At 42.7% G+C, this 26,282-nt stretch carries 28 protein-coding genes; 19 read left to right on the top strand and 9 right to left on the bottom strand.

The genetic code is table 11. The features are described 5' to 3' along the window. The first annotated feature begins 169 nt into the window (after positions 1–169). From ABWY16_RS13150 to ABWY16_RS13100, 11 genes are all read left to right on the top strand, one after another. The gene (locus ABWY16_RS13150; RefSeq protein ID WP_353905105.1) at positions 170–946 is read left to right on the top strand and encodes an ROK family protein; all 777 of its coding nucleotides are present in this window, start codon (positions 170–172) and stop codon (positions 944–946) included. Continuing rightward, positions 936–2,354, top strand: coding sequence for an NADP-dependent phosphogluconate dehydrogenase (gene gnd, locus ABWY16_RS13145; RefSeq protein WP_353905104.1), 1,419 nt, complete (start codon positions 936–938; stop codon positions 2,352–2,354). Before ABWY16_RS13150 ends, gnd begins: the two co-directional genes overlap by 11 nt. Positions 2,355–2,365: 11 nt before the next feature. Then, positions 2,366–3,880: a glucose-6-phosphate dehydrogenase gene (zwf, locus tag ABWY16_RS13140; RefSeq protein WP_353905103.1), complete on the top strand. Its 1,515-nt coding sequence runs from the start codon at positions 2,366–2,368 to the stop codon at positions 3,878–3,880. Between the two features lies 1 nt (position 3,881). After that, positions 3,882–4,607: a 6-phosphogluconolactonase gene (gene pgl / locus ABWY16_RS13135; protein ID WP_353905102.1), complete on the top strand. Its 726-nt coding sequence runs from the start codon at positions 3,882–3,884 to the stop codon at positions 4,605–4,607. 113 nt (positions 4,608–4,720) lie between these two features. Continuing rightward, positions 4,721–5,854 (top strand): NAD(P)/FAD-dependent oxidoreductase, encoded by a 1,134-nt coding sequence (locus tag ABWY16_RS13130; RefSeq protein ID WP_353905101.1) that lies wholly within the window; start codon positions 4,721–4,723, stop codon positions 5,852–5,854. Then, positions 5,855–6,565 (top strand): methyltransferase domain-containing protein, encoded by a 711-nt coding sequence (locus ABWY16_RS13125; protein WP_353905100.1) that lies wholly within the window; start codon positions 5,855–5,857, stop codon positions 6,563–6,565. Continuing rightward, on the top strand, positions 6,562–7,614 hold the full coding sequence (locus ABWY16_RS13120; RefSeq protein WP_353905099.1) for a type III polyketide synthase: 1,053 nt from the start codon (positions 6,562–6,564) through the stop codon (positions 7,612–7,614). The genes ABWY16_RS13125 and ABWY16_RS13120 overlap by 4 nt, the downstream gene beginning before the upstream one ends. A gap of 52 nt (positions 7,615–7,666) precedes the next feature. Then, positions 7,667–8,113, top strand: a complete 447-nt coding sequence (locus ABWY16_RS13115; protein ID WP_353905098.1) for a 3-hydroxyacyl-ACP dehydratase FabZ family protein — start codon at positions 7,667–7,669, stop codon at positions 8,111–8,113. Then, positions 8,106–9,386: a beta-ketoacyl-[acyl-carrier-protein] synthase family protein gene (locus ABWY16_RS13110; RefSeq protein ID WP_353905097.1), complete on the top strand. Its 1,281-nt coding sequence runs from the start codon at positions 8,106–8,108 to the stop codon at positions 9,384–9,386. The genes ABWY16_RS13115 and ABWY16_RS13110 overlap by 8 nt, the downstream gene beginning before the upstream one ends. Continuing rightward, complete coding sequence (locus tag ABWY16_RS13105) at positions 9,379–9,642, top strand: acyl carrier protein (RefSeq protein ID WP_353905096.1); 264 nt, start codon at positions 9,379–9,381, stop codon at positions 9,640–9,642. The genes ABWY16_RS13110 and ABWY16_RS13105 overlap by 8 nt, the downstream gene beginning before the upstream one ends. Beyond that, positions 9,629–10,186: a 4'-phosphopantetheinyl transferase family protein gene (locus ABWY16_RS13100; protein WP_353905095.1), complete on the top strand. Its 558-nt coding sequence runs from the start codon at positions 9,629–9,631 to the stop codon at positions 10,184–10,186. Before ABWY16_RS13105 ends, ABWY16_RS13100 begins: the two co-directional genes overlap by 14 nt. On the opposite strand, the gene ABWY16_RS13095 is transcribed toward ABWY16_RS13100, so the two are convergent. The 3 genes from ABWY16_RS13095 to ABWY16_RS13085 form a co-directional block, all read right to left on the bottom strand. After that, positions 10,158–11,045 (bottom strand): Ppx/GppA phosphatase family protein, encoded by an 888-nt coding sequence (locus ABWY16_RS13095; protein WP_353905094.1) that lies wholly within the window; start codon positions 11,043–11,045, stop codon positions 10,158–10,160. The two genes, ABWY16_RS13100 and ABWY16_RS13095, sit on opposite strands and share 29 nt — an antisense overlap. 3 nt (positions 11,046–11,048) lie before the next feature. Beyond that, the gene (gene ppk1, locus ABWY16_RS13090; protein ID WP_353905093.1) at positions 11,049–13,106 is read right to left on the bottom strand and encodes a polyphosphate kinase 1; all 2,058 of its coding nucleotides are present in this window, start codon (positions 13,104–13,106) and stop codon (positions 11,049–11,051) included. A 107-nt stretch (positions 13,107–13,213) separates the two neighbouring features. Then, entirely contained in the window at positions 13,214–13,945 is a 732-nt protein-coding gene (locus ABWY16_RS13085; RefSeq protein WP_353905092.1) for a hypothetical protein, read from the bottom strand. 74 nt (positions 13,946–14,019) lie between these two features. On the opposite strand from ABWY16_RS13085, the gene ABWY16_RS13080 reads away from it, so the two are divergent. Next, positions 14,020–14,511, top strand: coding sequence for a YajQ family cyclic di-GMP-binding protein (locus ABWY16_RS13080; protein ID WP_353905091.1), 492 nt, complete (start codon positions 14,020–14,022; stop codon positions 14,509–14,511). Continuing rightward, positions 14,511–14,957 carry a GNAT family N-acetyltransferase gene (locus ABWY16_RS13075; protein WP_353905090.1) on the top strand — a complete coding sequence of 149 codons (447 nt, stop codon included), beginning with the start codon at positions 14,511–14,513 and terminating at the stop codon, positions 14,955–14,957. Before ABWY16_RS13080 ends, ABWY16_RS13075 begins: the two co-directional genes overlap by 1 nt. On the opposite strand, the gene ABWY16_RS13070 is transcribed toward ABWY16_RS13075, so the two are convergent. Together ABWY16_RS13070 and ABWY16_RS13065 are read right to left on the bottom strand one after the other, a co-directional pair. Then, entirely contained in the window at positions 14,954–15,931 is a 978-nt protein-coding gene (locus tag ABWY16_RS13070) for a glycoside hydrolase family 43 protein (protein WP_353905089.1), read from the bottom strand. The two genes, ABWY16_RS13075 and ABWY16_RS13070, sit on opposite strands and share 4 nt — an antisense overlap. A 31-nt stretch (positions 15,932–15,962) precedes the next feature. Further along, positions 15,963–17,276 (bottom strand): nicotinamide mononucleotide adenylyltransferase, encoded by a 1,314-nt coding sequence (locus ABWY16_RS13065; protein ID WP_353905088.1) that lies wholly within the window; start codon positions 17,274–17,276, stop codon positions 15,963–15,965. A gap of 61 nt (positions 17,277–17,337) precedes the next feature. Between ABWY16_RS13065 and ABWY16_RS13060 the strand changes: the two genes are divergently transcribed. The 3 genes from ABWY16_RS13060 to ABWY16_RS13050 all read left to right on the top strand — a co-directional run bounded on the left by ABWY16_RS13060 (position 17,338) and on the right by ABWY16_RS13050 (position 19,708). Then, positions 17,338–19,050, top strand: a complete 1,713-nt coding sequence (locus ABWY16_RS13060) for an ABC transporter ATP-binding protein (protein WP_353905087.1) — start codon at positions 17,338–17,340, stop codon at positions 19,048–19,050. A gap of 101 nt (positions 19,051–19,151) precedes the next feature. Next, positions 19,152–19,424, top strand: coding sequence for a hypothetical protein (locus ABWY16_RS13055; RefSeq protein ID WP_353905086.1), 273 nt, complete (start codon positions 19,152–19,154; stop codon positions 19,422–19,424). Then, a complete protein-coding gene (locus ABWY16_RS13050; protein ID WP_353905085.1) occupies positions 19,421–19,708 on the top strand; it encodes a hypothetical protein in 288 nt (95 codons plus the stop codon). The genes ABWY16_RS13055 and ABWY16_RS13050 overlap by 4 nt, the downstream gene beginning before the upstream one ends. A gap of 32 nt (positions 19,709–19,740) precedes the next feature. On the opposite strand, the gene ABWY16_RS13045 is transcribed toward ABWY16_RS13050, so the two are convergent. Next, a complete protein-coding gene (locus ABWY16_RS13045) occupies positions 19,741–20,565 on the bottom strand; it encodes a mechanosensitive ion channel family protein (protein WP_353905084.1) in 825 nt (274 codons plus the stop codon). A gap of 166 nt (positions 20,566–20,731) precedes the next feature. On the opposite strand from ABWY16_RS13045, the gene rnr reads away from it, so the two are divergent. Together rnr and ABWY16_RS13035 are read left to right on the top strand one after the other, a co-directional pair. Beyond that, positions 20,732–22,864 (top strand): ribonuclease R, encoded by a 2,133-nt coding sequence (rnr, locus tag ABWY16_RS13040; protein ID WP_353905083.1) that lies wholly within the window; start codon positions 20,732–20,734, stop codon positions 22,862–22,864. A gap of 55 nt (positions 22,865–22,919) precedes the next feature. Continuing rightward, entirely contained in the window at positions 22,920–23,888 is a 969-nt protein-coding gene (locus tag ABWY16_RS13035) for a polyprenyl synthetase family protein (protein WP_353905082.1), read from the top strand. A gap of 5 nt (positions 23,889–23,893) precedes the next feature. Here ABWY16_RS13035 and ABWY16_RS13030 read toward each other — a convergent pair whose 3' ends face one another. Further along, on the bottom strand, positions 23,894–24,859 hold the full coding sequence (locus tag ABWY16_RS13030) for an ATP-binding response regulator (protein WP_353905081.1): 966 nt from the start codon (positions 24,857–24,859) through the stop codon (positions 23,894–23,896). 189 nt (positions 24,860–25,048) lie between these two features. Between ABWY16_RS13030 and ABWY16_RS13025 the strand changes: the two genes are divergently transcribed. Beyond that, a complete protein-coding gene (locus ABWY16_RS13025) occupies positions 25,049–25,417 on the top strand; it encodes a helix-turn-helix domain-containing protein (RefSeq protein WP_353905080.1) in 369 nt (122 codons plus the stop codon). A gap of 65 nt (positions 25,418–25,482) precedes the next feature. On the opposite strand, the gene rpmA is transcribed toward ABWY16_RS13025, so the two are convergent. Both rpmA and rplU read right to left on the bottom strand, forming a co-directional pair. After that, positions 25,483–25,911, bottom strand: a complete 429-nt coding sequence (gene rpmA / locus ABWY16_RS13020; protein ID WP_353905079.1) for a 50S ribosomal protein L27 — start codon at positions 25,909–25,911, stop codon at positions 25,483–25,485. Positions 25,912–25,970: 59 nt separating this feature from the next. Next, the coding region (gene rplU / locus ABWY16_RS13015) for a 50S ribosomal protein L21 (RefSeq protein WP_265792608.1) at positions 25,971–26,282 on the bottom strand (312 nt) is incomplete at its 5' end.

Here is a 26,282-nt window from a genome sequence, read left to right as displayed (position 1 = left end):
ACAGATATCAAATTAACCCCGATCTTGGCCCTGAGAAGGCCATTATTCCACTTTTCATTTATGGAGATGTACATTTGGACAAATTAGACAGGATGCGGGGGTTATATGGCTGAAAATTTGTTATTTTGAACCGTCATATATTTGAAGTAATGCTCATTAAAAACGAAACATGTCAAGCGTAGCAAAAACAGAAGAAAACACCCATATCCTATCAATTGATATTGGCGGTACAAGTATCAAGGCTTGTATCTTAACAGAAGATGGTGATTTATTCTCCGAATACACTAAACTCCCTACGCCTAAAAACTCAACCCCCGAAGCAGTACTCAAGGTTATCCATGAACTCGTTACGCCACTGGCACCGTACAGCAAAGTAGCTATTGGCTTTCCCGGTTACGTAAAATGCGGAATTGTAGAAACTGCCCCTAACCTGGCAAAAAACAGATGGGCTGGTTTTCCGCTGGCACAAGAGGTTAGCGATTTGCTGCAAAAACCTGTAAGGCTCATTAATGATGCAGATCAGCAGGCATTGGGTATCATCAGCGGTAAAGGTTTCGAAATTGTACTGACCCTGGGAACAGGCTTCGGTACAGCGCTGACCTTTGACGGCGAATTGCTGCCACATCTTGAACTCTCCCACCTTCCGGTAACGAAAAATAAAGATTATGATGACTACGTGGGCGACAAAGCTTACGTAAAGGAAGGAAAAAAAGACTGGAACGAAAGGGTGGAACGCGTTATACAGATCTACAAAACTGTATTTAACTATGATACACTCTATCTTGGCGGAGGAAATGCCAAACAAATCGAATTCGAATTAGATCATAATATACACATTGTCTCAAACAGGGATGGAATAAAAGGTGGCGCCAAATTATGGGCTGCCCAGGAAAAATATCACGTTTTCACAACCTATCCAAAATTAAATTCATCAAATGGAAAGTAAATACACTTTAGGAATGATAGGCCTCGGCACAATGGGGCGCAATTTATTGTTGAACATGGCTGATAACGGCTTCGCCGTTACCGGTTACGACAAGGACCCAAAAATGATCGAGAAACTGAAGGAAGATGGCTCAAAACATAATCTTACAGCTTATTCCTCATTAGAAGATTTCGTGGCAAGTCTGGAATTACCAAGAAGGATCATGCTTCTGGTACCTGCGGGACCAATCGTTGACAGCGTAATTAAAGAACTCCAGCCTTTGCTCGAAAAAGGCGATATGATCATTGACAGCGGAAATTCACACTTCACTGATACGAGCAGAAGAGCAATAGAACTTTCTGACCTTGGCATCCATTTCTTCGGAATGGGAATCTCAGGCGGCGAAGAAGGTGCCCGTTTCGGCCCGAGCATTATGCCGGGTGGTGATAAAACGGCTTATGGCAATATGAAAGAAATCCTTGAGGCAGTTTCAGCCAAAGTGAACGGTGATCCATGTGTGGCCTATATTGGCCCCGGAGCTTCAGGTCACTTTGTAAAAATGGTGCATAACGGTATCGAGTATTCCATGATGCAATTACTGGCTGAAAGTTATGATATCATGAAAAATGCGCTGGATTACTCTAATGAAGAGATCTACAGCGTTTTTGAGAAATGGAACAACGGACGTCTTCAATCTTTCCTTTTAGAAGTAACACGGGATATTTTCAAGGTTAAAGATGAGCAGACCGGTAACTTCCTTTTGGATATGATCAAGGATGAGGCTAAATCCAAAGGTACAGGAAAATGGACTTCACAAGTCTCAATGGACCTGCAGTTGCCTATCCCTACAATCAACGAAGCAGTAAGCACCCGAGACCTTTCAAAATACAAATCACTGCGTGTGTCTCTGTCAAAAGCTTTCGGTGAACACAATACCTTAGCGGAAAATAAAGAACAGTTTATTGTTGAATTAGAGCAGGCTTTATATTTCTCTGTGATTACTTCCTATGCACAGGGCCTTCACCTGTTATGGCAGGCATCAATTTCTTATGAGTATGAACTGCAACTGCACGAGATCGCACAGATCTGGCGTGGTGGCTGTATCATCAGGGCAGAGTTCCTTGAAGATATTTATCAGGCTTACAAAAAACAACCGGATCTTGAACACCTGTATGCTGATGCAGGAGTCCAGGAAAAAATGAAAGAGATCCTTCCGGGAATGCGCTCGGTAGTTAGCCATGCATTACAGAGTGGATTGGCTATTCCTGCATTTGCATCCGCCCTTACTTATTTCGATTCATTAAGGACAGAAAGAATGCCTTCTAACTTAATTCAGGCACAAAGAGATTTCTTTGGCGCACACAGATTTGAACGTACAGATGCTGAAGGAACTTTCCATGCGATCTGGAATCCTATAAATGCTAAATAAATACAAGCAAGATGAAAACAAGTAAATGCCTCAATCCAACCATATTTGTCATCTTTGGCGGTACTGGTGACCTAAATTTGCGCAAACTTGCGCCAGCGATTTACAATTTATATTCTGATGGCTTCATGTCTAAAGAGTATGCGATTATAGGGACAGCAAGAAAGAAATTGACGGATGAGGAATTCCGTACAACGATCATGGATGGCGTGAACTCTTTCTCCCGTTCCGGAAAAGTAAAAAAGGAAAAATGGGATGACTTTGCCCAAAATGTATATTATAACTCTGTTGACGTTTCTGCACCTGATACTTTCGCAGTACTGAAAACAAATATCGAGAAGTTAAGAACAGATTTCGGACCTAAAACACAAGTGATCTATTACCTTGCTGTTGCTCCAAACCTATTCCCCCTGATTGCACAATGCCTCGCTACTTACGATCTGGTAGGTAATGAAGACAATTGCCGCATCGTGATCGAGAAACCTTTTGGTCATGACCTTGAAACTGCTAAAGAGCTGAATAAATTGCTTACAGGCATCTTCACCGAAAAACAGATCTACAGAATTGACCATTACCTGGGTAAAGAAACTGTTCAGAATATCATGGCCTTCCGCTTTGCGAATTCATTCCTGGAGCCACTATGGAACCGTACCTATATTGACCACGTTCAGATCTCTGTAACGGAGCAATTGGGTGTGGGCGACCGCGGAGGTTACTACGATGGTTCAGGTGCCCTGAGAGATATGATCCAGAACCATATCCTGCAGTTATTGTGCCTTATTGGTATGGAGACGCCCATCAATTTTGATGCTGATGAGATCAGGAATAAAAAGGTTGATGTACTGAAAGCTATGCGCCCATTTTCACCTGAAGACATCCGTATGAGCACCGTTCGCGGACAGTACTCCAAAGGATGGGTAGAAGGTAAAGAAGTTCCTGGTTACAGGACTGAAAAAGATGTAGATCCTGCTTCCAATACAGAAACTTTTGCTGCAGCCAAATTCTTTGTAGACAACTGGCGCTGGCAGGGCATCCCTTTCTATGTGCGTACAGGAAAGAGATTATTCCAGACTTCATCTCTGATCACTATACAGTTCAAAGATGTACCTCACCAGGTATTTCCTGCAGGTGTGACGGAACACTGGCAACAAAACAGGCTGATCATCAGTATACAGCCCGAAATGAGTATCCGTTTACAGGTACAGGCGAAAAGACCGGGACTGGATATGGTGCTTAATCCGGTAGATATGGTTTTTGATTACAAAGGTACTTACAATGCTCAGGCCCCTGAGGCTTATGAGACGCTGTTACTGGATGTAATGATTGCTGACCAGACACAGTTTATGCGTGCAGACCAGGTAGAAAGTGCATGGGAACTGTTAATGCCTGTGATCAATGCCTGGGAAAGCAAAACTTCACTCAGCTTCCCTAACTACCCCGCAGATTCATGGGGGCCGGAAGATGCTGAAGCGCTGATCGCAAGAGATGGTTTCCACTGGTTTACATTACCCTTAAAAAACAAGGATTAACATGAATTTACTCATCTATAAAACAAAAAGTGAGCTGCTCAAAGACCTGGCAGAGTACATTATTACAATTGGTGAAAAGGCCATTGCCGAGAACGGTTGTTTTAACTTTGTGCTTACCGGTGGCAATTCCCCAAAAGAATTGTATACAATGCTTGCTGTGGATTACAGAGAGAAACTGGACTGGACAAAGGTCTATTTCTTTATCGGTGATGAACGTAATGTTCCTCCCGGACATGAGAGCTACAATGGGCTGATGGCCAGGCATTCGATCATTGATCCCCTGAATGTTGCTGCTGACCATGTTTTCTTTGTGGATACAACCCAAGCTCCTCAAAAGGCTGCTATAGAATATGCAAAAGAGATTTCCACGCATTTCAAAGGCGCTGATCTGACATTTGACCTGATCCTGCTGGGCATGGGCGATGATGCGCATACTGCTTCCCTGTTCCCCGGAACTGAAGTACTGGGCAACAAGGATGTAACTGTGGATTCTGTTTATGTAGAAAAACTTGATACCTACAGGATCACTTTCACTGCTCCCTTGATCAATAAAGCAAAAAATGTGGCCTTCCTTGTTTTTGGGGAATCCAAAGCTGAGGCAATCAAACATGTCATTGAAGACCAGACAAAGAATACCCAGTTGTATCCTTCACAGCTGATCGATCCCATTGATGGAAGCCTTACCTTCTTTATTGATAGTGAAGCTGCCAAATTACTGGAAAACTAGTTAAAAGGTTTATATCTATTGAGCCCTGTTCTGCCATGTTGCGGAACAGGGCTTTTTATAAACTTTTTTATTTTGCTGCTGTTGTACAAGCACAAGCCCCACCTTTTATAACTATGCACGCTGAAACAGATATTTTAATTATTGGGGCAGGGCTCGCCGGCTTAACAGCGGCATTACATCTCCAGCGAAACGGGCTGAATGTCATTCTGATTGAAAAATCGGCATACCCGCAGCATAAGGTATGCGGGGAATATATATCCAATGAGGTTTTGCCTTACCTGCAATGGCTTGATGCAGATCCCCGTATTCTGGGTGCAACCGCAATTACCCGGCTTCAGTTTTCTACCCTTTCAGGAAAAAATATCGAAACACGTTTACCGCTGGGGGGATTTGGGATCAGCAGGTTTAGCCTGGATAATTTCCTGTATCAGCTCTTTAAAAGCAGAGGAGGCAGCGTTATTCAGGATACGGTAACTGCAGTACAGTTTACTAACGAACAGTTCATTGTCACTACCATAAGTGAAAAAAAGATTGTTGCCAGGCAGGTAATCGGTGCTTATGGCAAGCGTTCTGCTATCGATATTAAATTAAAACGGTCTTTTGTACAACACAAATCGCCATTCCTGGCTGTAAAAGCGCATTATTCAGGAGAATTCCCTGACAACCTCGTTGGTCTGCATAATTTCCGCGGCGGCTATTGCGGGGTTTCAAAGGTAGAAGAGCAAAAGATTAACATCTGTTACCTTGCCGATTACCGCAGTTTTAAAGCATACAAAAATATCAATACCTATCAGCAGAACGTGCTTTATAAAAACAAACACCTTCTGGCCGTTTTTGAAAACTCAAAATTGCTGTTTGACTCCCCGCTAACGATAAGCCAGCTTTCATTTGGAGCAAGGGAAGCCGTTACGGACCATATCCTGATGATTGGAGATACCGCCGGATTAATTCATCCGCTCTGCGGAAATGGAATGGGAATGGCCATACACAGTGCAAAAATCTGCGCAGAACTGCTTTCCGGATTATTTGGCGGAACAATTAGCAGCAGGGCTCTGATGGAAAAACTGTATATTTCCTCCTGGGATAGGCAATTCAGATCACGGCTAAGGATGGGCAGTATCCTCTCTTCTGTTTTGAGCAGAGAAAGCCTGGCAGAAGGTGTGATCGCCGGAATGATACGTATACCCTCATTGCTGCCCCTGATCATCAGAAAAACCCATGGTAAGATTTTAACTGTAGACCTGTAGATGTTTGTAAATACAACGCGCCGAAGTACCGCTCCTGAAATCATGGACGACTTTCAGATGGAAGGAGATATATTAAGGGATGCGCTTGATAAAATAGCCAGTATCAACCAGTTGCTGGGAGGGAATAAGGTTACTTTGGGAGGCGTTAAGTTCCTGCTCAGGGAGCAACCTGAACAACAGCCTGTCCGTATCACTGATATTGGTTGCGGAAATGGAGATATGCTGAGGGCACTTGCTGATTACGCTGTTAAAAATGGTTTAAATTTTATACTCAACGGTATAGATGCCAATCAGTTTACGGTGAACCATGCACGCAGCCTCTCATCAGGTTATGAGCATATAAGTTACGAATGCGCGGATGTTTTTGATCAGCAAACTCAACTTCAAAACTGCGATATCGTACTTTGCACCCTCACCTTACATCATTTCAGCGATGAAGAGATCATCGCCTTGCTGCAGCGTTTCCGGGAAGCTGCAGCACTGGGCTTCGTAGTCAATGATTTACAGCGCAGCGCTGTGGCCTATCATCTCTTCCAGGTGTTGTGTTTTGTATTCCGTTTAAACTACATGTCGCGTGAGGATGGACTGGTTTCCATACTCCGCGGTTTTAAGAGAGCAGACCTCCTCTCCTATTCAAAAAAACTAAAGCTAAAAAATTCTTTAATCCGGTGGAAATGGGCATTCCGCTATCAATGGATAGTAAAATTATGAGTGTAAAAATAAAAGCTGTAAGCAAGACGCTGCCCGGTTATTCAAGGGATACTAGTGAAATTATGCCCTTTCTGGATGTATGGCTGCATGGACAGGAAGACCGGTTCATCAGGAAAGTGAAAAAAATATTTGAGAATGCAATGGTAGACCGCCGGTATTCAATCATGTCGCCCGAGGAAGTCTTCAGCGACCTCAGCTTTGAAGAAAGAAACGGGATTTATATCAGGGAAGGAATCAAACTTGGTGCAAAATGTTTACAAACTGCACTCGATAAAGCAGAATGGCAGAACCAGGACATCGATTTCCTGATCACAGTGAGCTGTACCGGTATCATGATCCCCTCTCTGGATGCCTACCTGATCAATATGCTCGGGCTGCGGCAGGATATTGTGAGGCTTCCGGTAACGGAAATGGGCTGCGTGGCTGGTGTATCAGGAATGATCTATGCAAAAAACTTTCTGAAAGCCAATCCCGGGAAACGCGCTGCCGTTATTGCTGTGGAGTCTCCTACGGCTACGTTTCAGCTCAAAGACTATTCTATGGCCAATATTGTAAGTGCTGCAATCTTTGGTGATGGGGCCGCCTGCGTTCTCCTTTCTTCTCATCCTGATGATGAAGGACCGGAGATAGTTGATGAACAAATGTATCACTTCTATGATGCGGAAGGTCTGATGGGCTTTAAACCAACCAATACCGGTCTGCAGATGGTACTTGACATTGGCGTACCTGATGCAATTGAAAAACACTTTCCTGCTATCTTGCATCCTTTCCTTGCCCGCACTGGTCTTGAGGTCGGCGACATGGATTACCTGATCTTTCATCCCGGCGGAAAAAAGATCATTCAGCTTGTAGAATCATTATTTAATGACCTGGGCAAAAACATTGATGAAACGAAAGAGGTTTTAAGATTGTACGGAAACATGTCCAGCGCCACAGTATTGTATGTACTGGAACGGATAATAGACAGTAAACCAGCCTCAGGAACACATGGGTTGATGCTGAGTTTTGGTCCCGGTTTTACCGCACAGCGACTTTTATTGCGATGGTAAACGATTTTTGTGTTTACTTTACAAAAAATAAAATTTTAAGATAACAATACAAATGACAGCACAGGAAATAGTAGCAAAATTACCCTATACCAAACCTTTTCTTTTTGTAGATGAGCTTTTACAAATCGATGAAAACGGATCCGTTGGAACATTCACCTATGATAAAGACCTTGATTTTTACAAAGGTCATTTTAAAGATTCGCCTGTTACACCCGGTGTAATCATGACGGAAACCATGGCACAGATCGGTTTGGTATGTCTGGGCATTTATCTTTACGGCAACAGCAATGCTGATATGAAAGCACATGTAATGCTGACTTCCGTAGCAGTGGATTTTATGAAACCGGTATTCCCCGGAGAGAAAGTTACGGTAACGGCAGAAAAAGTATATTTCCGCTTTAAAAAGCTAAACTGTAATGTAGTGATGAAAAATGAAGCCGGAGAAACTGTTTGCAAAGGCAACATCTCGGGTATGGTGACCGCAAAACTGCATGAATAACCGGGTTGTCATCACGGGATTAGGCGTAGTTGCCCCCAATGGAACGGATCTGGCACAATTCAGGAACGCAATCAGAAAAGGCATTTCCGGAATTAAGCATGACCTGCAACTGGAGAAACTGCTCTTTTCCTGCCAGATTGCAGGAAAACCTGTGATTGACGACGAGCGTTTGAAACAATATTTCAAGCCACTGGAACTCCGGGGACTGGAAAGCACTGGTATCGTATATGGCGTAATTGCCGGAATGGATGCCTGGAAGGACGCCGGCCTCAAACCTGTGGATGCGAATGGTACGCCAGACTGGGACAGCGGTTCTGTCTTTGGTACAGGAACCTCCGGAATAGATAAGTTCCGGGAAGCCATTTATAAAGTTGATGACCTGCAAATCCGTAAACTAGGAAGTACCGTGGTTGCCCAAACCATGAATAGTGGTGTAAGCGCTTACCTGTCCGGTAAACTGGGACTGGGAAACCAGATATGTACCAATTCATCTGCCTGTGCAACTGGAGTAGAAAGCATTCTGATGGCTTATGAACGCATCAGGACGGGTCGTGCTACAAGAATGCTTGCCGGCAGTACAAGTGACAGCGGAGCCTATATCTGGGGCGGTTTCGACGCTATGAAAATCTGTCCTTACCAGTACAATGAAAGTCCCGAAAAAGGCTGCAGACCCATGAGTGCAACAGCCCGCGGTTTTGTACCAGGCAGTGGAGCCGGTGCAATGGTGCTGGAAACAATGGAAAGCGCCCTAAACAGGGGCGCACATATTTACGCAGAATTACTGGGCGGCCACGTCAACTCTGGCGGACAAAGGGGATCAGGTACCATGACCGCCCCTAACAGTGATGGTGTACAGCGCTGTATTACGATGGCTCTGAAGGAATCAGGAGTAAAACCTGAGGACGTGGATGTCATCAATGCACATCTTACTGCCACCTCAAAAGACGTTACAGAAATAGAAAACTGGGTTGCCGCACTCGGACGTTCCGGACAGGCATTTCCCTATATCAATTCAATTAAGGGAATGATCGGGCATTGCATCAGCGCTGCTGGAAGCATCGAAAGCGTGGCCTCGGTCTTACAGCTTTCAGAAGGCTTTATCTTCCCGAATATCAATTGTGAAGACCTGCATCCTGATATTGAAAAACTAGTTGATCCAAAACGTATTCCCACAGTTTGCCTGGAACAAAACTTTAACATTCTCGCCAAAGCCAGCTTTGGCTTTGGAGATATCAATGCCTGTATAATTTTTAAAAGATATTCAAATGAATAAAAACGAATTCATCACAGAACTGAAAGCTATTGTTACGCCTTATGCTCAGGATCCTGAAGCACTGAATAACATCACTGAAGACACTGATTTTATTAAAGACCTTAAAATCAATTCTGCAAACCTTGTGGATGTTGTACTTGATGTAGAGGAAAAGTATAATATTGAGATTGACAACGACTCCATGTCCAGAATGCTTACTGTTAAGGCTGCAATTGAGATCATCGAGGATAAACTGGCTGCCGGTGCTGGGAAATGATATTGTAGACCTTAAAAAGGCTGCAGAAGACAGCAACTGGCGGAGAAAAGGATACCTGAATAAGATCTGTACAGCCCCCGAACAGCACCTGATCCTTACAGCAGACAATCCTTCAGCAATGCTTTGGTTAATCTGGTCGATGAAGGAAGCAAGTTATAAGGTGATCAACAGGCTAACTGGAATCCGCAGCTATTCGCCACGTTCATACGTATGCAGTAACCTGAGACTGAATGGATCGCAGGCCTCTGCATCAATTACTTTCGGGCACTGCACAATGTTTAATACAGCTGAACTGCGTGAGGAAATGATCCATTCAGTTGCAGTGCTGAAAAAAGAAGAGCAGCAATATGTAAAAACCTATCCTCTCAGCAATTCTGCCGGATACATGGATGATTTCAATCAGGCTTGCCCGGAGTATCTGCTTTCCAAAACCCCGGCCGGTCTGCCACAGATTACTTATCTCCCTGCATCCCGCACATCCGAAGCATCAGTAAGCCATCATGGCAGATATGCAGCTATTGTTTATTCAGATTTTCCTCGATAAGGAGATTGATAATTCCGTCAGCCATACCTACCCTGGGTACGTAAACCTGTTTTATACCAGTCCATTTCATCAGCGTAATAAATATCTCTGCAGCAGGAATGATCACATCCGCACGGTCCGGGTTTAAACCAAAAACCTGGATTCTCTCCTTCAGGGAATGACTGTTAAGCTGATTGAACAATGACTTCAGCTTGAGAAAGGTCAGTGGCATCCCCTCTTTTTCATTTGCCATTCTGTAAAGTTTGTTGATATTACCACCTGTACCTATACCAGCAAGGTTTTTGTGATATTTTGTCTGTTCTTTTACCCAGAGCTTCATTTCTTCCCAGGTTTCTTCTTTATCCTGGTTATCCAGAATGCGGATTGTGCCTATATCAAAGGACTTGGAAGCTACCGGTGCCTTATTTACAAAGACTGAAAGCTCGGTGCTTCCGCCGCCTACATCAATATAAAGGTAATTCTTATTGCTATCCAGGTTATCTTCGATATGATTGGCATATATAATATTTGCTTCTCTCTGACCTTCAATAATCTCCAGGTCAACACCCGACCGCTCTTTGATCAGCTTGATAATATCTTTACCATTACCAGCCTCTCTCATTGAGGAGGTAGCGCAGGCCAGGTATTTAGTGACCTGATAAACATCCATCAGATTTTTGAAGGCCGACATAGTTTTCAGCAGGTCTTCAATCTTACGCTCAGAAATTTTGTGATCTAAAAAAGCGTCGTCCCCTAAACGCAGGGGAACCCTCACAAGGGTATTTTTTTTAAAGCTTATACCATTGTCACTTTGGGTTATATCTGCAATAAGCAGTCTAACAGCATTGGAGCCTACGTCAATTGCAGCGTATCTGAGCATAATTTAATGATGTTTATTTTTTAAGTAGTTATAGGTCTGAACCTGTGCCCTCACCTTAGTGCTGATACGGTTTTTGTGGTATTTATTGTTGTTCATCCGGGTGATATCCCTCGCTTTCACATTGTCCTGCAACTGGAAGTCAATAATGTCCCGGATTTCCTGTTTCACTTCCGCGTCAAGCACAGGAAAGCCCACCTCAACCCGGTGTTCAAAGTTCCTGCTCATAAGGTCGGCCGAGGACAGAAAAATCTCTTCCTTACCGCTGTTTCCAAAAATAAAAACACGGGCATGCTCCAGGAATTTATCGATTATACTGATGACAGTAATATTTTCACTAAATCCTTTAACACCAGGGATTAAACAGCATATTCCACGTACAATAAGTTTTACCCTGACACCTGCGTTGCTGGCATCGTACAATTTATCTACGATACCCTCGTCGGCAAGGCTGTTTACCTTGAAAATGAGATATGCCGGTTTGCCGGATTTGGCAATCTTTATTTCGCGGTCTATCAGCTGGTAAAATCTCTTTCTCGTATCCATTGGTGATACGATCAGGTATTTAAACCCTGTAGCTACGGTCTTCTTATTCAGGGCAGCAAAAAGTTTAATCAGGTCATGTGTGATCTCTTTTTTAGCCGTAAAAATACTGTGATCACAGTAGAGACGGGCAGTCTTCTCATTAAAATTACCAGTGGCAAGAGTGGCATAATATACCGGCCTGCCTTTTTCCATGCGGGTAACGAGGCAGATTTTAGAGTGTACCTTGTAATCAGTTAGCCCGTAATTTACCTGAACCCCTTCTTCTTCCAGTTTGTTTGTCCAGAAAATATTCGCCTGCTCGTCAAAACGTGCCTTCAGTTCCACAAGGCAGTTTACCTTTTTACCATTTTTGGCCGCATTGATCAGTGCATTGATCACCCTTGAATCTTCTGCAAGCCTGTATAAAGTAATATTGATAGCTGTCACCTTCGGATCAATCGCGGCCTCACGAAGAAATAATATAATGTAATCATAAGACTGATAAGGCAGGTTGATCAGGTAATCCCTTTCTGCCAGCTTATCAAAAATACTCTGGGTACGGTGCAAACCATGTACTTTCAGGGGGACCGTTGCTGCATATTCCAGGCTTTTATCTCCGACATTGGGAAAACGGATGAAATCACCAAAGCGGTGATACCTGTTTCCCGGAATCAGGCTTTCTGCCTCGATCTTCAGTTTAGCAACGAGCACGCCCAGCATATCAAAAGGCATTGCTGTATCGTACAGCAAACGCATGGGCTTGCCTTTTTTCCGTTTATCCAGGCTGGCTTTGAGTTCGTCAATAAACTTCTCACTTACGTTCTTATCAATATCCAGTTCTGCATCTCTTGTCAGCTGAATGGAATAAGCATCCATCTCATCATATTTGAATATATAAAAGATATCATCAAGGCAATATTTGATAATATCCTCTGCCAGGATAATAAACTTGAGTCCATTGGTTTCAGGCAGTACCAGAAATCTGGGAAGATTGGGAGGCAATTCAATCAATGCATACTTCTCATCCTTCTTGCCGGTTTTCTTTTTTAACCGCACAAAGAAGTAAAGGTAACGGTCTTTCAGTTCCGGAAAGGGCTTATCAGGATCTACCATCACCGGCACAAGATTGGAAAGAATCTTATTCCGGAAATGCTCCCTTACAAACTCTCCCCTGGATACGTTGAGCTGTGTGTCATTGAGTATAAAAATACGGTTCTGGGCAAGCTCGTTAATGAGGGTAGCCTGGAAAAGCTGCTCAAATTTACGTTCCTGCCTGACTACGATATTTTTTATTTCATTGAGGATCTTTTTGGGATTGAAGCCCAACAGTTCTTTTGTCTTGTCGTTTAAATTAGACAGCCGCATCATCGTGGCTACCCGCACCCGGTAAAACTCTTCCAGATTGGAGGAAAATATAGAGAGAAATTTAATTCTTTCAATCAGAGGTACAGTTTCATCAGCCGCTTCCTGTAAAACACGTTCATTAAAATATAACCAGCTGATTTCTCTATTTAAAAATGGTACCTTCTTCTTAGTCATGGATCAGAATCAAAAAATTCCCTGGGTGGAGCGGATGGTCAAAACTGCATATTCTATTGTTAATTCCATGTTAATTATTAGGATGTTAACAACAGATGAAACGTCTTTTATTTACGATCGTCGTTTGTTTGTTCTGCCGCAGGAGCTTCCTCCGGTGCCTGTTCCGGAACAGTTATTTTTGCAGTGGGTGCTTTTTTAACAGCAGCGGTCCTGGTTTTTCTCACCGCCGGAGTTTTTTTCACTGCGCTGGTTTTCGCGGTTGTTGATTTCACAGGTGCCGCAGCAGTCTCAGGTGCTGGTTCAGCAGCATCGGCAGACTTAACTACTTTGACCTCAGTAGTTTTAGCAACTTTTGCTGCGGGAGCAACAGACTTGACGGCAGGAGTAACTGATGTATTAGCAGTAGTCTTTACTGTCCGTTTAGCTCTTTGGACAGGAACAGCGGCAGCAGCTTTCGCTTCAGCAGGAACTTTTTTAGCAGATCTGGAGATAGCATCTTCCGCTGTTTCAATTGCAGGCACCTTGATACTGCTCACTACCGGATTTGGTTTCGAGACAGCCTTTTCTACTTCTTTACCAGCCTTTTTAGTTCCTTTAACTGCGGATTTTTTTATCTTTTCTGCTTTTACAGCAGCTTCCTTTTTGGTAGTCTGAAATTTCTTCGCCAGTTTAGCTGCAACCGTTTTAGCCGCCTTTGCCACATCACCACCAATTTTCTCTGCATCGTGTCCAAGGTTGGTTATCACCTCATGGAATTTTTGTGCAAGACTTACTTCTAATTCTTTTTTAACTGCTTTTTTAGCAAGTTTTTTTTGCACTTTTGGTTTTCTGGTTTTCATAATATATTTTTTAGCCTGAACGTTAAAAGATGAATATTTAAATCTAATATTTTTTTTATTCTAAAGCTATAATCATGCCCACTTTCGATATCGTAAGTAAAGTAGATGCGCAAACATTGGACAACGCAATGAACAACGCAAAAAAGGAAATTCTCAACCGTTATGACTTTTCCACCTCTAACAGCACCATTGACCACGATAAAAAAACCAACGTGATCACAGTTGTTACTGAAGATGATATGCGTTTAAAAGCGATTGAGGATGCTATCATTTCAAGAATGGTAAAGCAAAATCTGGATCCCAAAAGTCTGGATTTTGGAAAGGAACAATATGCTTCCGGCAATATGATCAGGAAAGAAATTTCGATCAAAGAAGGAATTGATAAAGAAGTGGCCAAGAAAATCGTTGCCAAGATCAAAGCCAGCGGATTGAAGGTTCAGCCTTCCATGATGGATGATCAGGTAAGGGTGCAAAGCAAAAACATTGATGACCTTCAGAAAGTGATTGCACTGTGTAAAAGCGAAGATTTCGGTCAGCCTCTCCAGTTTATCAACATGCGTAACTAATGGAAATCAGGGAGAGCGGATTTATCTTTTCAGACGACAAAAACCTGATAGATGCTGCTGCTGTACATCACTACCTGAGTACTCAGTCTTACTGGGCCCTTGAAATTCCTATGGAAACGGTACTGAGGTCAATTGCCAACTCAATATGTTTTGGCATCTACAGGGACGGCCGTCAGATAGGTTTTGCCAGATGGATTACTGATGCTGCAACCTTCGGTTACCTGGCGGACGTTTACGTGGAAGAAGAGTTCCGTGGACTGGGCTTATCAAAAAAGTTAATGACCATTATGCTCTTCCATGAAGACCTGCAGGGGCTAAGGAGATATATGCTGGCCACGCAGGATGCGCATGGCCTGTACAGTCAGTTTGGCTTCGAGCCGCTCGAAAATCCTGAAAGCATGATGGCAATTATCATCAAAAACGCATACACGAAGCACGAAGATTAATCTAATCTTTGTGCTTTCACCCCTTCCTTGGTGATCACTACTGGTTTGATCAGCCCCTTTTCATCAAATGACATCACATCAATACAGGTTTCCCTGTGGTTACCATCTGTTTCTGTTAATGGCCTGCGGTGGTATACAATGTACCAGAGATCCTTTTTCCTGTTATAAATCACAGAATGATGCCCGGCGCCCCTTGCGATCCCGGGATCCTGCTTCAGGATTTTCCCGATCCTTTTGAATGGTCCCATCGGAGAATCTGCTATCGCATAGGCAACGGAATAATCAGGGCCTGTCCAGCCACCTTCTGACCACATGAAATAATACTTTCCGTTTCTGACAAACATATATGGACCTTCCACATATCCTTCAGGAGTGATTTCTTTGTAGGTAATCCCGTCTTTAAAAGGAATAAGCGTTTTAAAATCTGTACTCAGCCTTGCAATATTACAATGCTGCCATCCTCCGTAAATGATATAATACTGCCCGTCTTTATCTTTAAATACGAACTGATCGATGGGTTGTGCACCGTTATGAAAGCTATCAATCAGCGGCTTGCCTATATGATCTTTGTAAGGCCCCTCGGGACGATCAGCCACAGCTACACCTATCCCACCGCTCTCTTTGTCGCTCTGGATATCATTTGCGCCAAAAAAAAGATAGTATTTCCTGTCTTTTTCAACGATCGCAGGTGCCCACATGGCCTTGTTAGCCCATTTTACGCCTGCAGTATCCAGCACATGCGGATGTTTTTTCCAGTTCAGCAGGTCATTTGAGCTGAAGGCATCAAGAAAGACCTGTTCTTTGTAGGGCGCTGAATAGGTCGGATAAACCCAGTATTGTTTATTGAATATGACAGCTTCAGGATCAGCATACCAACCCTTGAAGATCGGGTTGCCGGAATTGATTTTTTGCTGCGCAATCGCAGCTGAAGCAGAGCTTAGTGCAAAAAAAAGAAGTGTTCTCAGAAATTTCATATTGCCCGGTTATATAAGTTTTTAAACAGAATCAGACTGTTTTCACATCAGTGTCAACGTAGTCTTTAATGTCGGTAATATATCCATTCAAAATTAAAAAATCAAACAGGGGCTTTGCATCAGGTGTAACAGGCATATTTGCCGTGGTGATCACTTCGTTCGTTTTTTTATCCAGGAAAGGATAGGCAAAAAGCTTTACATTTTTCGTGAACATGTCACTAACGTATGTCAGCAGCTGACTGGTATAGTTTCCCCCGAAGTTACTGGAGTTAAATACAAATTTCAGGTTATTGATGTTTGTAGATATGCCAACGCTTTTGGGTTTGCACCTGTCCAGATACTTCGCAAGTTTATTGTGTCTTGCAAAGTTTGAAACTATCACAAGATTTCCTGTCTTGAACATCTCTTCAGCACGTATGGCCACAGCATTCAAATCAATATCTTCCGGCACTTCGTCATCTGCTGTAAGCACGTTTGACATTAATACTTCAATCAGTACGCTGAGATTTTCCTTGTTCACGTTTTCTGTCCTTTTGAACTGATCCACAGCATTATTGAACATACTGAAATTGGGCAGTGATTTCTGTGCATATTTTGTTCTCAGGATCATTATATCTTTCTTGTACAACAGATCTTTAGCCAGACAGGGATTACCCAGAGAGTCAAATATTGCAGCATCAGAGAAATCCTTTACAACCAGGTATAAGTTGAGCAGAACGTTATTGATACCTTTAAACGCCGGTCCATTCACAGAAATCAGGTCAATCTCTACAGAACCAACTGTAAGGTTTTCTACCAGGGATTCAATCATTCTCTTAGGATCATCATGGTAATAGAATGCGGCATAAACCAGGTTTACACCTATAATCCCCAAAACATTCTGCTGTAATGCGGCATCGGTATCGAGCAAGCGTACATGGAAAAACATTTCATTCGGTTCTCCCCCCGGTTCGGTCTGAAACTTTACTCCTATCCATCCATGAGGATCATTGGATTTGTTATAATTCAGGGTTGTAACTGTATCTGCAAAAGCGAAAAAAGTTCTTTCATCATATTTTGCACCACATAATCTTTCTGTAAGCAGATCGAACTCATGGTTGAGCATTTTTTTTAAGCGGGACTGGCTTACATACCGTCCTGTTTCTTCTGCACCATATATGGCGTCACTGAAGGTCATGTCATACGCCGACATGGTTTTTGCAACTGTGCCTGAAGCCGCACCCGCCGTAAAAAAATTACGGGCTACTTCCTGTCCTGCCCCGATCTCAGCAAAAGTTCCGTAAATATTAGGGTTTAGGTTAATATTCAGGGCTTTACGCTTGGTATCAAGAATTTCTCTTTCCATTCCGCAAAAATAGCACAAAAGCCCGGATTTGAGGGATATTTTTAGCTATATTGGTCTTGTGATGTTAAATGTAACCGATCTGAATATTCAGTTTTATAACCAGGAAGAACGGGCCTGGATCACCGCAGTAAAGAAGATCAGTTTTCATGCGGAAAAGGGTAAGGTGCTGGGAATAGTAGGCGAGTCCGGCTCAGGAAAGTCAGTGACTTCCTTTTCTGTAATGCGCCTGCATGACCCCAAATACACAAGGATCGGAGGGGATATCATCTTTAACGATGTGAACCTGCCGGGACTTTCTGAAGAGGAGATGAATGCTTATCGCGGCAACAGGATTGCCATGATTTTCCAGGAACCGATGACATCCCTTAATCCGGTTTTCACCTGTGGCTATCAGGTACAGGAAGCAATTATCCTGCATCAGTCGCTCACAGAGGAAGAAGCCAGAGAAAGGACAATCGCCCTTTTTAAAGAAGTACAGCTCCCGCGGCCGGAACAAATGTTCGACTCCTATCCGCACCAGCTTTCAGGCGGACAGAAACAAAGGGTAATGATCGCTATGGCCTTGAGCTGCAACCCTGAACTGCTGATTGCCGATGAACCAACCACGGCGCTGGACGTAACGGTTCAGAAGACCATCCTGCAGCTGCTCCTTAAAATCAAGGAAGAAAGGAACATGGGGATGATCTTTATATCGCACGATCTGGGTGTTATCAGTGAAATTGCCGATGAGGTTGCCGTTATGTATAAAGGAGAAATTGTGGAACAGGGAACTGTAGATGAACTTTTTCATCATCCCAAACATCCCTACACAAAAGGATTACTGGCCTGCAGGCCATCACCACTGTACCGTTTAAAAAAACTACCGGTGGTGGCGGATTTTATTGGAGAATCAGCCGCACAGCCTATTGCACATTTACTTGTTACCAACAGTTATACGCAGGAAGAAATTGACGACCGGCGAAAAAAATTATACAGTGCCCCGCCCCTGCTTGAAATAAAGAATCTCTGCACCTGGTTCCCGGTTAAACACGGACTGTTTGGCCAGGCTACTGATGTAGTTAAGGCGGTTGATGACGTCAGCTTTAAGCTTCATCCAGGTGAAACGCTCGGGCTGGTGGGCGAATCAGGTTGTGGCAAAACTACCCTCGGAAGAACAATCCTTCGGCTGGCAGAACCTACATCCGGATCTATCATCTTTGAAGGACAGGACATTACGCACTTAAAAACCAGCGAACTCAGGAAATTAAGAAGGGAAATCCAGTTGATTTTTCAGGACCCTTATTCTTCCCTGAACCCCAGGTTAACTGTAGGCAATGCCCTGATGGAGCCACTCCAGGTACACCAGGTATTCAACTCGGCGACCCAGCGTCTGAACCATGTTCAGCACCTGCTGGAGCTCGTAGGCTTAAAACCAGAGCACCTCAACAGGTATCCCCATGAGTTTTCAGGTGGCCAGCGCCAGCGGATAGTAATAGCCCGGGCTTTAGCTTTACAGCCTAAACTGATCATCTGTGATGAATCCGTATCTGCCCTGGACGTTTCTGTACAGGCACAGGTTTTAAATCTGTTACGGGCATTGCAGCAGGAACTCGGTCTCACGTATATTTTTATTTCGCATGATCTTGCTGTGGTGAAACACTTATCAGACCGTATGATCGTGATGAACAAGGGTAAAATCGAAGAGGAAAACTTCCCGGAAATCATCTATAACGATCCTCAGACGGAGTACACAAAAAAGCTGATTGCAGCTATTCCGGGCAAGATTGCTCTCTAATATAAACCATAAAGATAATTTTTAATTAAATTATTAACTCAAATATTGTTTTTATGAAAATAATGGTTAATTTTGTTCTATAAAAATAAGATGAACTGATTATGAACGCTATAACTAACAATCAATTAAATGCTGAGGATTTAATTCATACTGCACTCTCAGATAATAAAAAACGATGGTATGATCTGGATGAACTGGCAGTCGCAACCGGGCTTCAGGTTACTCAAATTTTAAAGACTATCAAACAATCGGGCCGGTTTGTGGGTGCTGAAGATACGATGCATATGCCGGTATATACAACACGGGAAAGGTTCAGAAAGGAAGAGCCATTTATCAATAAACTTATAGGTGCATTTAAAAACCGAATTTTATGAACGCGGAGGCAATCTGTATGTCTGCAGCAGGAAGCCTGTGCGTTCAGCTACTGAGTTTAACTGAAATCGGAAAACTCACAGAAGAACACAGACCCGATTTTAAAGACCTTGCTTACTATCTACCTTTTATACTATTCCCGTTTATCTCGGGGATTGCTGGCTACGCCTATTTTGATGAAATATCACCCGTCAACAGATTGCTGGCCTTGCAGGTAGGAGCATCTTCGCCACTGCTGTTTAAAAGTTTGACCAACTCAATTGCACCGGGTTTAGTGCACAGGTAGGCAGAAGATCACGCTTTAAGCTGGATCTTCTTCTACTGAACTTCAGGGGCAGACAACCTGATTACTGCAGTATTCAGCGCTCTCCTAATCTCCCTTTCTTTGAGTTTATCATAGTTGTTCAGCAGCACCTGTACTTTGAACCGCGCTACATCCTTACTGATAGCAAGTGTTTTAATGGTTAAACCACCTGAAACGATGTAGTCAGTAAACTTTCCTACAGATGTATTCAGGTATTTTTCAAGGTAATCGGGCGAATATCCAAATTGAAGCGACAGCTCAAATTCTATACTGAGTTTCTTGATGTTCTGTTTCGACTGGTTGATAATTACGGAGCTAAAGATTACAGAATTGGGCACGATCACCATATCATTATCTTCATTCTGAAGAATCACGTTGATTAAAGTAATATCCAGGATCTTGCCTTCAGTGTCCTGCACCTTAATATGGTCGCCCAGGGAAAGCCTGTCTGAAAACATGATGATCAGTCCGTTGATCATATTGGTAATATAGTCTTTAAACGTAACAGCGATAGCCGCCGCAACAATGGTTATGCTGGTCAGAAACTCCATCGGATCGATCCCCATAAAGATCATAAAAGCAATTATTCCGAAAGCAGTGTTCAGAATAGACACGATCCTGTTGATCCCAAGGATAAAGTTATCTTTGATATTCGGCTTTAACCGGTGCTTGCGGATATACCAGTAGATGATGATCAGACGAAGAAATGAAACAGCAGTACTTGGTCCGAGGAAGACAATCAGTGCCCCGTTTGCGCTTGCTATCCAACGGTAATTGATAAAGAATGACGGCTGGTTGATTTTCGCATAGATCAACAGCATAAAAACTATTGTCTTCACCAAAATCACAAATATTTCACTTTTTGTTTTTCTTTGTTTTTCCTCAATCATTTTTAGCAGAATATATCTTTTTCAGCAGTTGACAGCCACGAACAACAGTTGATTAGCTTGTTTTAACCCATAAATCATTTCAAAGTGTTACCTTCGGAATATTGACAAATATACTATGGCAAAAAAGAAATCTTCTCAAATAAAACTCGTATTAACGCAGTTAATCAGCGACGTTTTAGAGAATAGCAATAATGAGGCCTTGAATTACAAACAGGTTTCAGCCAAATTGAACATTACAGATAACGAATCCCGGGAAACCATTCTGGAGATCCTTAAAGAACAAGCCCAGAAAGGCGTTTTTTCTGAGCCTGAAAAAGGTAAGTTTAAACTGAAAGACCTGAAGACCTTCATCACGGGTAAAGTTGATATGACGGCAGACGGCGCAGCTTTCATCATCCCCGACGACGAATTTGAAAAAGATGTGTTCGTATCTTCACGCAAGCTGCACAATGCACTGCATGGCGATAAGGTAAAGGTTTACATCTACGCCAAAAAAAGCGGACGGAAGAATGAAGGAGAAGTTGTAGAAATTATCCAGCGCCTGAAAACCGACTTTATTGGCGTGATCAAAATATCCGACCGCTTTGCATTTGTAGCAATAGATGACAAAAAAATGCTGCACAACATTTTCGTACCCTTAAGTGATCTTGCAGGAGCGAAAAATGGGCAGAAAGTACAGGTAGCTATTACCGACTGGCCTGAAGGTGCTAAAAACCCTATTGGAAAAATCATCAATATTCTGGGTACACAGGGTGAAAATGATACGGAAATGAATGCCATCCTTGCGCAGTATGGTTTCCCGCTCTCCTTCCCTCCTGAAGTAGAGAAAGAAGCCAATGAGATCCCTGAAGAAATCAGTGAAGCCGATCTGAAGGACCGCAGGGATTTCAGACAGACCACCACTTTCACGATAGATCCCGCTGATGCAAAAGATTTTGATGATGCCATCTCCTTTAAAAAACTGGAGAATGGAAATTACGAGATTGGTGTCCATATTGCCGATGTATCACACTATGTACAGCCAAAAAGCTGGCTGGATAAAGAAGCTTATTCGCGGGCAACCTCTGTTTACCTCGTAGACAGGGTAATACCGATGCTTCCGGAAAGATTAAGTAACGGAGTATGTTCGCTGCGCCCCCACGAAGACAAACTCTGCTTTGCAGCAGTTTTTGAACTTGATGACGCTGCCAATATCATCAACGAATGGTTTGGAAGAACAGCTATCCATTCCGACAGGCGTTTCAGTTATGAGGAAGCGCAGGAAGTTATAGAAAATAAAACCGGTGATTACGCAACCGAGCTGACTAAGCTTAATGAACTTGCCTATATCCTGCGCGACAGGAAGTTTAAAAACGGCGCCATCAGTTTTGAAAGCACGGAAGTAAAATTCCAGCTGGATGAAAAAGGAAAACCTGTTGGTGTTTATGTAAAAGAACGAAAAGATGCCCATAAGCTGATCGAGGATTTCATGCTGCTGGCCAACAAAAAAGTGGCCGAATTTGTAGCGAAAAAAGGTAAGGGCAAACAGAAATATACTTTTGTTTACCGCTCACATGATTCTCCAAACCTTGAAAACCTGGGCAACTTTGCGCTTTTTGCCGCTCGCTTTGGTTATAAAATCAATATGAAATCCGATAAGGACATTGCTAAATCGCTAAACTTCCTGATGGAAGATGTAGAGGGCAAAAAAGAGCAGAATGTATTGACACAGCTTGCAATCCGCTCTATGGCAAAGGCAGTCTACACTACAAAAAAAACCAGCCATTACGGACTGGCATTTGATCATTATACTCACTTTACCTCTCCTATACGCCGATACCCTGATGTAATGGTGCACCGCCTGCTTGCAGCTTATCTGAACGGAGAGCGTTCTGCCAGCGAAGATGAGTATGAAACTGCATCTTCTCATTCCTCAGCAATGGAAAAACGCGCTGCCGATGCAGAACGGGCATCCATCAAATACAAACAGGTAGAATACCTGGAAGAAAATGTAGGTAAACTCTTTATGGGAATTATTTCCGGCGTTACCGAATGGGGAATGTATGTGGAACTCATCGAGAATAAGTGCGAAGGAATGATCAGACTGAAAGATATAGCAGATGATTTCTACGTACTGGATGAAAAAAACTACTGTATCGTCGGCCAGCGTAAGAAAAAGAAATATCAGCTGGGTGATGAGGTAAAAGTGAAAGTGAAGAAAGTAGATCTCTCCAAAAGACAGATAGATTTTTCATTGGTACAAGACTAAACACAGCATAACAATCAGGTTAACTGAAATTTTAGAAAAACACTACACAACAATAATGCATTCCATTTTAGAGTTACAAGACATCATAGAAAAAGCAATTACAAAAGTACAATACCCAAGCCATCCTGCCCGGCTATATGAACCTATCAGTTACATCATGAGCCTGGGCGGCAAAAGAATCAGACCCGTGCTGTTATTGCTTTCCAGTGAATTATTTAATGATGATGTGACCATAGCGATCGAAGGTGCCCTGGCAATTGAGACCTTTCACAATTTTACCCTGATCCATGATGACATTATGGATAATGCTCCTATACGCAGGGGTAAAGATACTGTACATGTAAAATGGGGCGTGAACAATGCTATCCTTAGTGGAGATGCAATGATGGTAGAAGCAAACAGGCACCTGACCAGACTGGACACCCCCGTATTGAAGGATGTGCTCACCTGCTTTAATGATACAGCAAGCGGTGTTTGCGAAGGGCAGCAGCTGGACATGGAATTTGAACAGCGCACAGATGTAAGTATTGAAGAGTACATCAGCATGATCCGCCTGAAAACAGCTGTCCTGGTGGGAGGATGTATGAAGATTGGTGCCATCATTGGCGGTGCCGGTAAAGCTGATGCTGATCTGCTTTATGATTTCGGCGTAAACTTTGGCCTCGCATTTCAGCTGCAGGATGATATCCTGGATGTATATGGCGACCCCCTTAAATTTGGCAAACAGGTGGGAGGCGATATTATCTCCAACAAACAAACTTACCTCCTGCTTAAACTAAAAGAGCTGGTAAATACTGAAGATCTGCAAACCCTGGAAAATCTTTCGGCAACAGCAGATTATCAGAAGAAAGTTGCTGCAGTAACCGCACTTTATAACCGCTATAACATCAGGGAACTGGCTACAGCAGAAATGGAACGCAGGGCTGATATAGCTTTCACCTCACTGGATAAAGTCAGCATCAGCGATGATAGAAAATCTGAGCTGAACCTGCTTGCCAGATCACTGATCAACAGGGAACATTAAAACGATCAGTTATCTACAAGGTGTTTAATTTTATCATAGGTTAAGGGCTTCGTCAGGAAGTCTTTAACTGACCTGAAGGATTGGGCCCTGATGCGCTCAGCCGGATCAATAGTTGAGGAAATGATCACTACATCAATTGTAATATTGCGCTCCTCCAGGGCCTTTAAAAAGGCCCAGCCATCCATCTCCGGCATATTCAGGTCGAGCAGGATCAGATCCGGCTTATTTTTTTCCAGATAATCAAGCGCCAGAAGCGGACGGTCAAACTGTACAACCCGCTTATTTTTATTGTGCTTGGTGATGATCATGTGGTGCAGCTTGTTGGTTAAAGAATCATCATCAACCAGCATAATGTGTTTGGAATCACTCAGGGTCGCGTCAGCTGCAAATACTTTAGGTGCCTCCCCTTTGTTGATTAAACGGTTTAGCATCTTAATGATGTCATCAAGTTTTTCAGCCTGGAAGTTGATATCCTTCAGTAGTTCCCTGATCTTAGCGGTATCAAATGCATCCATTTCAGGATAGTTGAGCAGACTTGACAAACTCAGGATATTGGTGATAGGAGCCCGCAGGTCATGCGAAGCCAGATGTGAGTATTCATCCAGCAGTTTCATCTGGTTGGTCTTTCTGTTGCTGTCAATAATTGTACAGGAAACATACTCCTGATCCGGACCGGTAAATACGGGCGATAAAACAACCTGCATCAATACATCTTCCTCATCCTGAACCTTCAGGCGGTTTTCAATGTTAAAAGATTTACCTGCGAAGCACTCTTCAACCAGTTCAGAAAATACCTTTACATATTTTTGAGATATGAATTCCACAAATGATTCCCCAATAACAGGATTCCTGTCTAAAAAATGCCCTATCTTTTCTGTGGAGTGGATCTTAAAAAAAGTAATCTGATTTTTTTTATTGAACAGGAAGTATGAGTTATCAGCATAACAATCACAATGAGCACTAAGCTTCATAGCTGATTTCCATTAGTATGACACAAATACAAGCATTCATTTTATTTTTCTTAAACATTTAATCATATTTTATAAATCCAAAAACTCCTCATCAACGTAATTACCAAGCAATGATCACGGTAATGGATCGATAATTGCCTTTTTACACCTATAGAATAAAGAGACAAACCAACAAAAAAAATATTATTTATGCAAGAAATTCTGTCAAAGAAAATACTGGGGGAGCGAATTAAGTCTTTAAGACTCGAGAAAGCTTACGCCCAGGCTTATGTAGCCGATCTTTTAAATTTGTCCAGAAGTAACTATTCTCAAATTGAACTGGGTAATCAATACCCAACATATAGTACATTAAATGCCATATCAAGGCACTATAACAGAAGTTATGAGTGGCTTCTGCATGGAGAGGAAGAAAGGCAAATCAAGGAGATCAGGCAATTGAACCTGTCCTTTGTTACACTTGCGAATGATCTGGAGTCTAATCTTAAAAACTTCTCAGCTTCCCTCAAACAATTAAAAGAAGAGCTGGAAAATTTGAAAAATGAGATCATCATATCCTAAAAAAAGGACAACAGCAAAAGGGCCGCAACGATTATCGTTGCGGCCCTTTTGTATATCTGAGAAAATTATTCTGCCGGAGCAGCTTCAGTTTCTGTAGCAGTTTCAGCTTCAGCATCAACTTTAGCTTTTTTCGCAGGTGCTTTTTTAGCAGCGGCTTCAGCTACAGGAGCTTCAATTTCAACTTCAGCCTGAGCAGCTTTCGCAACCGGAGCAGGTGTTTCTGCAACTGGTGCTGTTACAGCAACAGGTAAGATTGAAACATAAGATTTGTTATCTTGTTTCTTTCTGAAGATTACAGTACCGTCTACAAGAGCAAATAAAGTATGATCTTTACCAATACCCACTCCTTTATCAGGATGGTGTTTAGTTCCGCGCTGACGTACTAAGATGTTTCCTGCAATAGCTTCCTGACCACCAAAAATTTTGATACCTAAGCGTTTACTATGAGACTCACGTCCGTTTCTCGAACTACCGGCTCCTTTTTTATGTGCCATTTTGTTTTATATTTTATGAATAAACAGTTTGACCTGCTTATCTAATGTTTAACAACTAATTATAAACTGATACCAGAAATCTGGATTTTTGTGAAATACTGGCGGTGGCCATTTTTCTTTTTGTAACCTTTTCTACGTTTCTTTTTGAAAACGATCACTTTATCGCCTTTTAAATGAGACACGATTTTAGCTGAAACGATTGCGCCTGCAAGTGAGGGAGCACCAACAGAGATATTACCTCCGTCTTCAACCAACAATACATTGTCAAATTCAATACTAGCGCCTTCATCTCCTTGCAAACGGTGTACAAAAAGGTGCTGGTCTTTTGCAACTTTGAATTGCTGTCCTGCTATATTTACTATTGCGTACAT

The sequence above is a fragment of the Pedobacter sp. genome, from assembly GCF_040513095.1.
Classification (GTDB): domain Bacteria; phylum Bacteroidota; class Bacteroidia; order Sphingobacteriales; family Sphingobacteriaceae; genus Pedobacter.
Note: the sequence above shows the minus strand (reverse complement) of the source record. Positions and strands in the feature narration are given on the sequence as shown.

Excerpts from the sequence above, each read along its gene's own strand:
- ABWY16_RS13095 (WP_353905094.1), bottom strand. The coding sequence starts at position 11,045 with ATGCTCAGATACGCTGCAATTGACGTAGGCTCCAATGCTGTTAGACTG.
- ABWY16_RS13125 (WP_353905100.1), top strand. The coding sequence starts at position 5,855 with ATGTTTGTAAATACAACGCGCCGAAGTACCGCTCCTGAAATCATGGAC.
- pgl (WP_353905102.1), top strand. The coding sequence starts at position 3,882 with ATGAATTTACTCATCTATAAAACAAAAAGTGAGCTGCTCAAAGACCTG.
- gnd (WP_353905104.1), top strand. The coding sequence starts at position 936 with ATGGAAAGTAAATACACTTTAGGAATGATAGGCCTCGGCACAATGGGG.
- rpmA (WP_353905079.1), bottom strand. The coding sequence starts at position 25,911 with ATGGCACATAAAAAAGGAGCCGGTAGTTCGAGAAACGGACGTGAGTCT.
- ABWY16_RS13115 (WP_353905098.1), top strand. The coding sequence starts at position 7,667 with ATGACAGCACAGGAAATAGTAGCAAAATTACCCTATACCAAACCTTTT.
- ABWY16_RS13050 (WP_353905085.1), top strand. The coding sequence starts at position 19,421 with ATGAACGCGGAGGCAATCTGTATGTCTGCAGCAGGAAGCCTGTGCGTT.
- ABWY16_RS13120 (WP_353905099.1), top strand. The coding sequence starts at position 6,562 with ATGAGTGTAAAAATAAAAGCTGTAAGCAAGACGCTGCCCGGTTATTCA.
- ABWY16_RS13055 (WP_353905086.1), top strand. The coding sequence starts at position 19,152 with ATGAACGCTATAACTAACAATCAATTAAATGCTGAGGATTTAATTCAT.
- rnr (WP_353905083.1), top strand. The coding sequence starts at position 20,732 with ATGGCAAAAAAGAAATCTTCTCAAATAAAACTCGTATTAACGCAGTTA.
- ABWY16_RS13030 (WP_353905081.1), bottom strand. The coding sequence starts at position 24,859 with ATGAAGCTTAGTGCTCATTGTGATTGTTATGCTGATAACTCATACTTC.
- ppk1 (WP_353905093.1), bottom strand. The coding sequence starts at position 13,106 with ATGACTAAGAAGAAGGTACCATTTTTAAATAGAGAAATCAGCTGGTTA.
- ABWY16_RS13080 (WP_353905091.1), top strand. The coding sequence starts at position 14,020 with ATGCCCACTTTCGATATCGTAAGTAAAGTAGATGCGCAAACATTGGAC.
- ABWY16_RS13060 (WP_353905087.1), top strand. The coding sequence starts at position 17,338 with ATGTTAAATGTAACCGATCTGAATATTCAGTTTTATAACCAGGAAGAA.
- ABWY16_RS13070 (WP_353905089.1), bottom strand. The coding sequence starts at position 15,931 with ATGAAATTTCTGAGAACACTTCTTTTTTTTGCACTAAGCTCTGCTTCA.
- ABWY16_RS13035 (WP_353905082.1), top strand. The coding sequence starts at position 22,920 with ATGCATTCCATTTTAGAGTTACAAGACATCATAGAAAAAGCAATTACA.
- ABWY16_RS13025 (WP_353905080.1), top strand. The coding sequence starts at position 25,049 with ATGCAAGAAATTCTGTCAAAGAAAATACTGGGGGAGCGAATTAAGTCT.
- zwf (WP_353905103.1), top strand. The coding sequence starts at position 2,366 with ATGAAAACAAGTAAATGCCTCAATCCAACCATATTTGTCATCTTTGGC.
- ABWY16_RS13130 (WP_353905101.1), top strand. The coding sequence starts at position 4,721 with ATGCACGCTGAAACAGATATTTTAATTATTGGGGCAGGGCTCGCCGGC.
- ABWY16_RS13150 (WP_353905105.1), top strand. The coding sequence starts at position 170 with ATGTCAAGCGTAGCAAAAACAGAAGAAAACACCCATATCCTATCAATT.
- ABWY16_RS13110 (WP_353905097.1), top strand. The coding sequence starts at position 8,106 with ATGAATAACCGGGTTGTCATCACGGGATTAGGCGTAGTTGCCCCCAAT.
- ABWY16_RS13085 (WP_353905092.1), bottom strand. The coding sequence starts at position 13,945 with ATGAAAACCAGAAAACCAAAAGTGCAAAAAAAACTTGCTAAAAAAGCA.
- ABWY16_RS13075 (WP_353905090.1), top strand. The coding sequence starts at position 14,511 with ATGGAAATCAGGGAGAGCGGATTTATCTTTTCAGACGACAAAAACCTG.
- ABWY16_RS13065 (WP_353905088.1), bottom strand. The coding sequence starts at position 17,276 with ATGGAAAGAGAAATTCTTGATACCAAGCGTAAAGCCCTGAATATTAAC.
- ABWY16_RS13105 (WP_353905096.1), top strand. The coding sequence starts at position 9,379 with ATGAATAAAAACGAATTCATCACAGAACTGAAAGCTATTGTTACGCCT.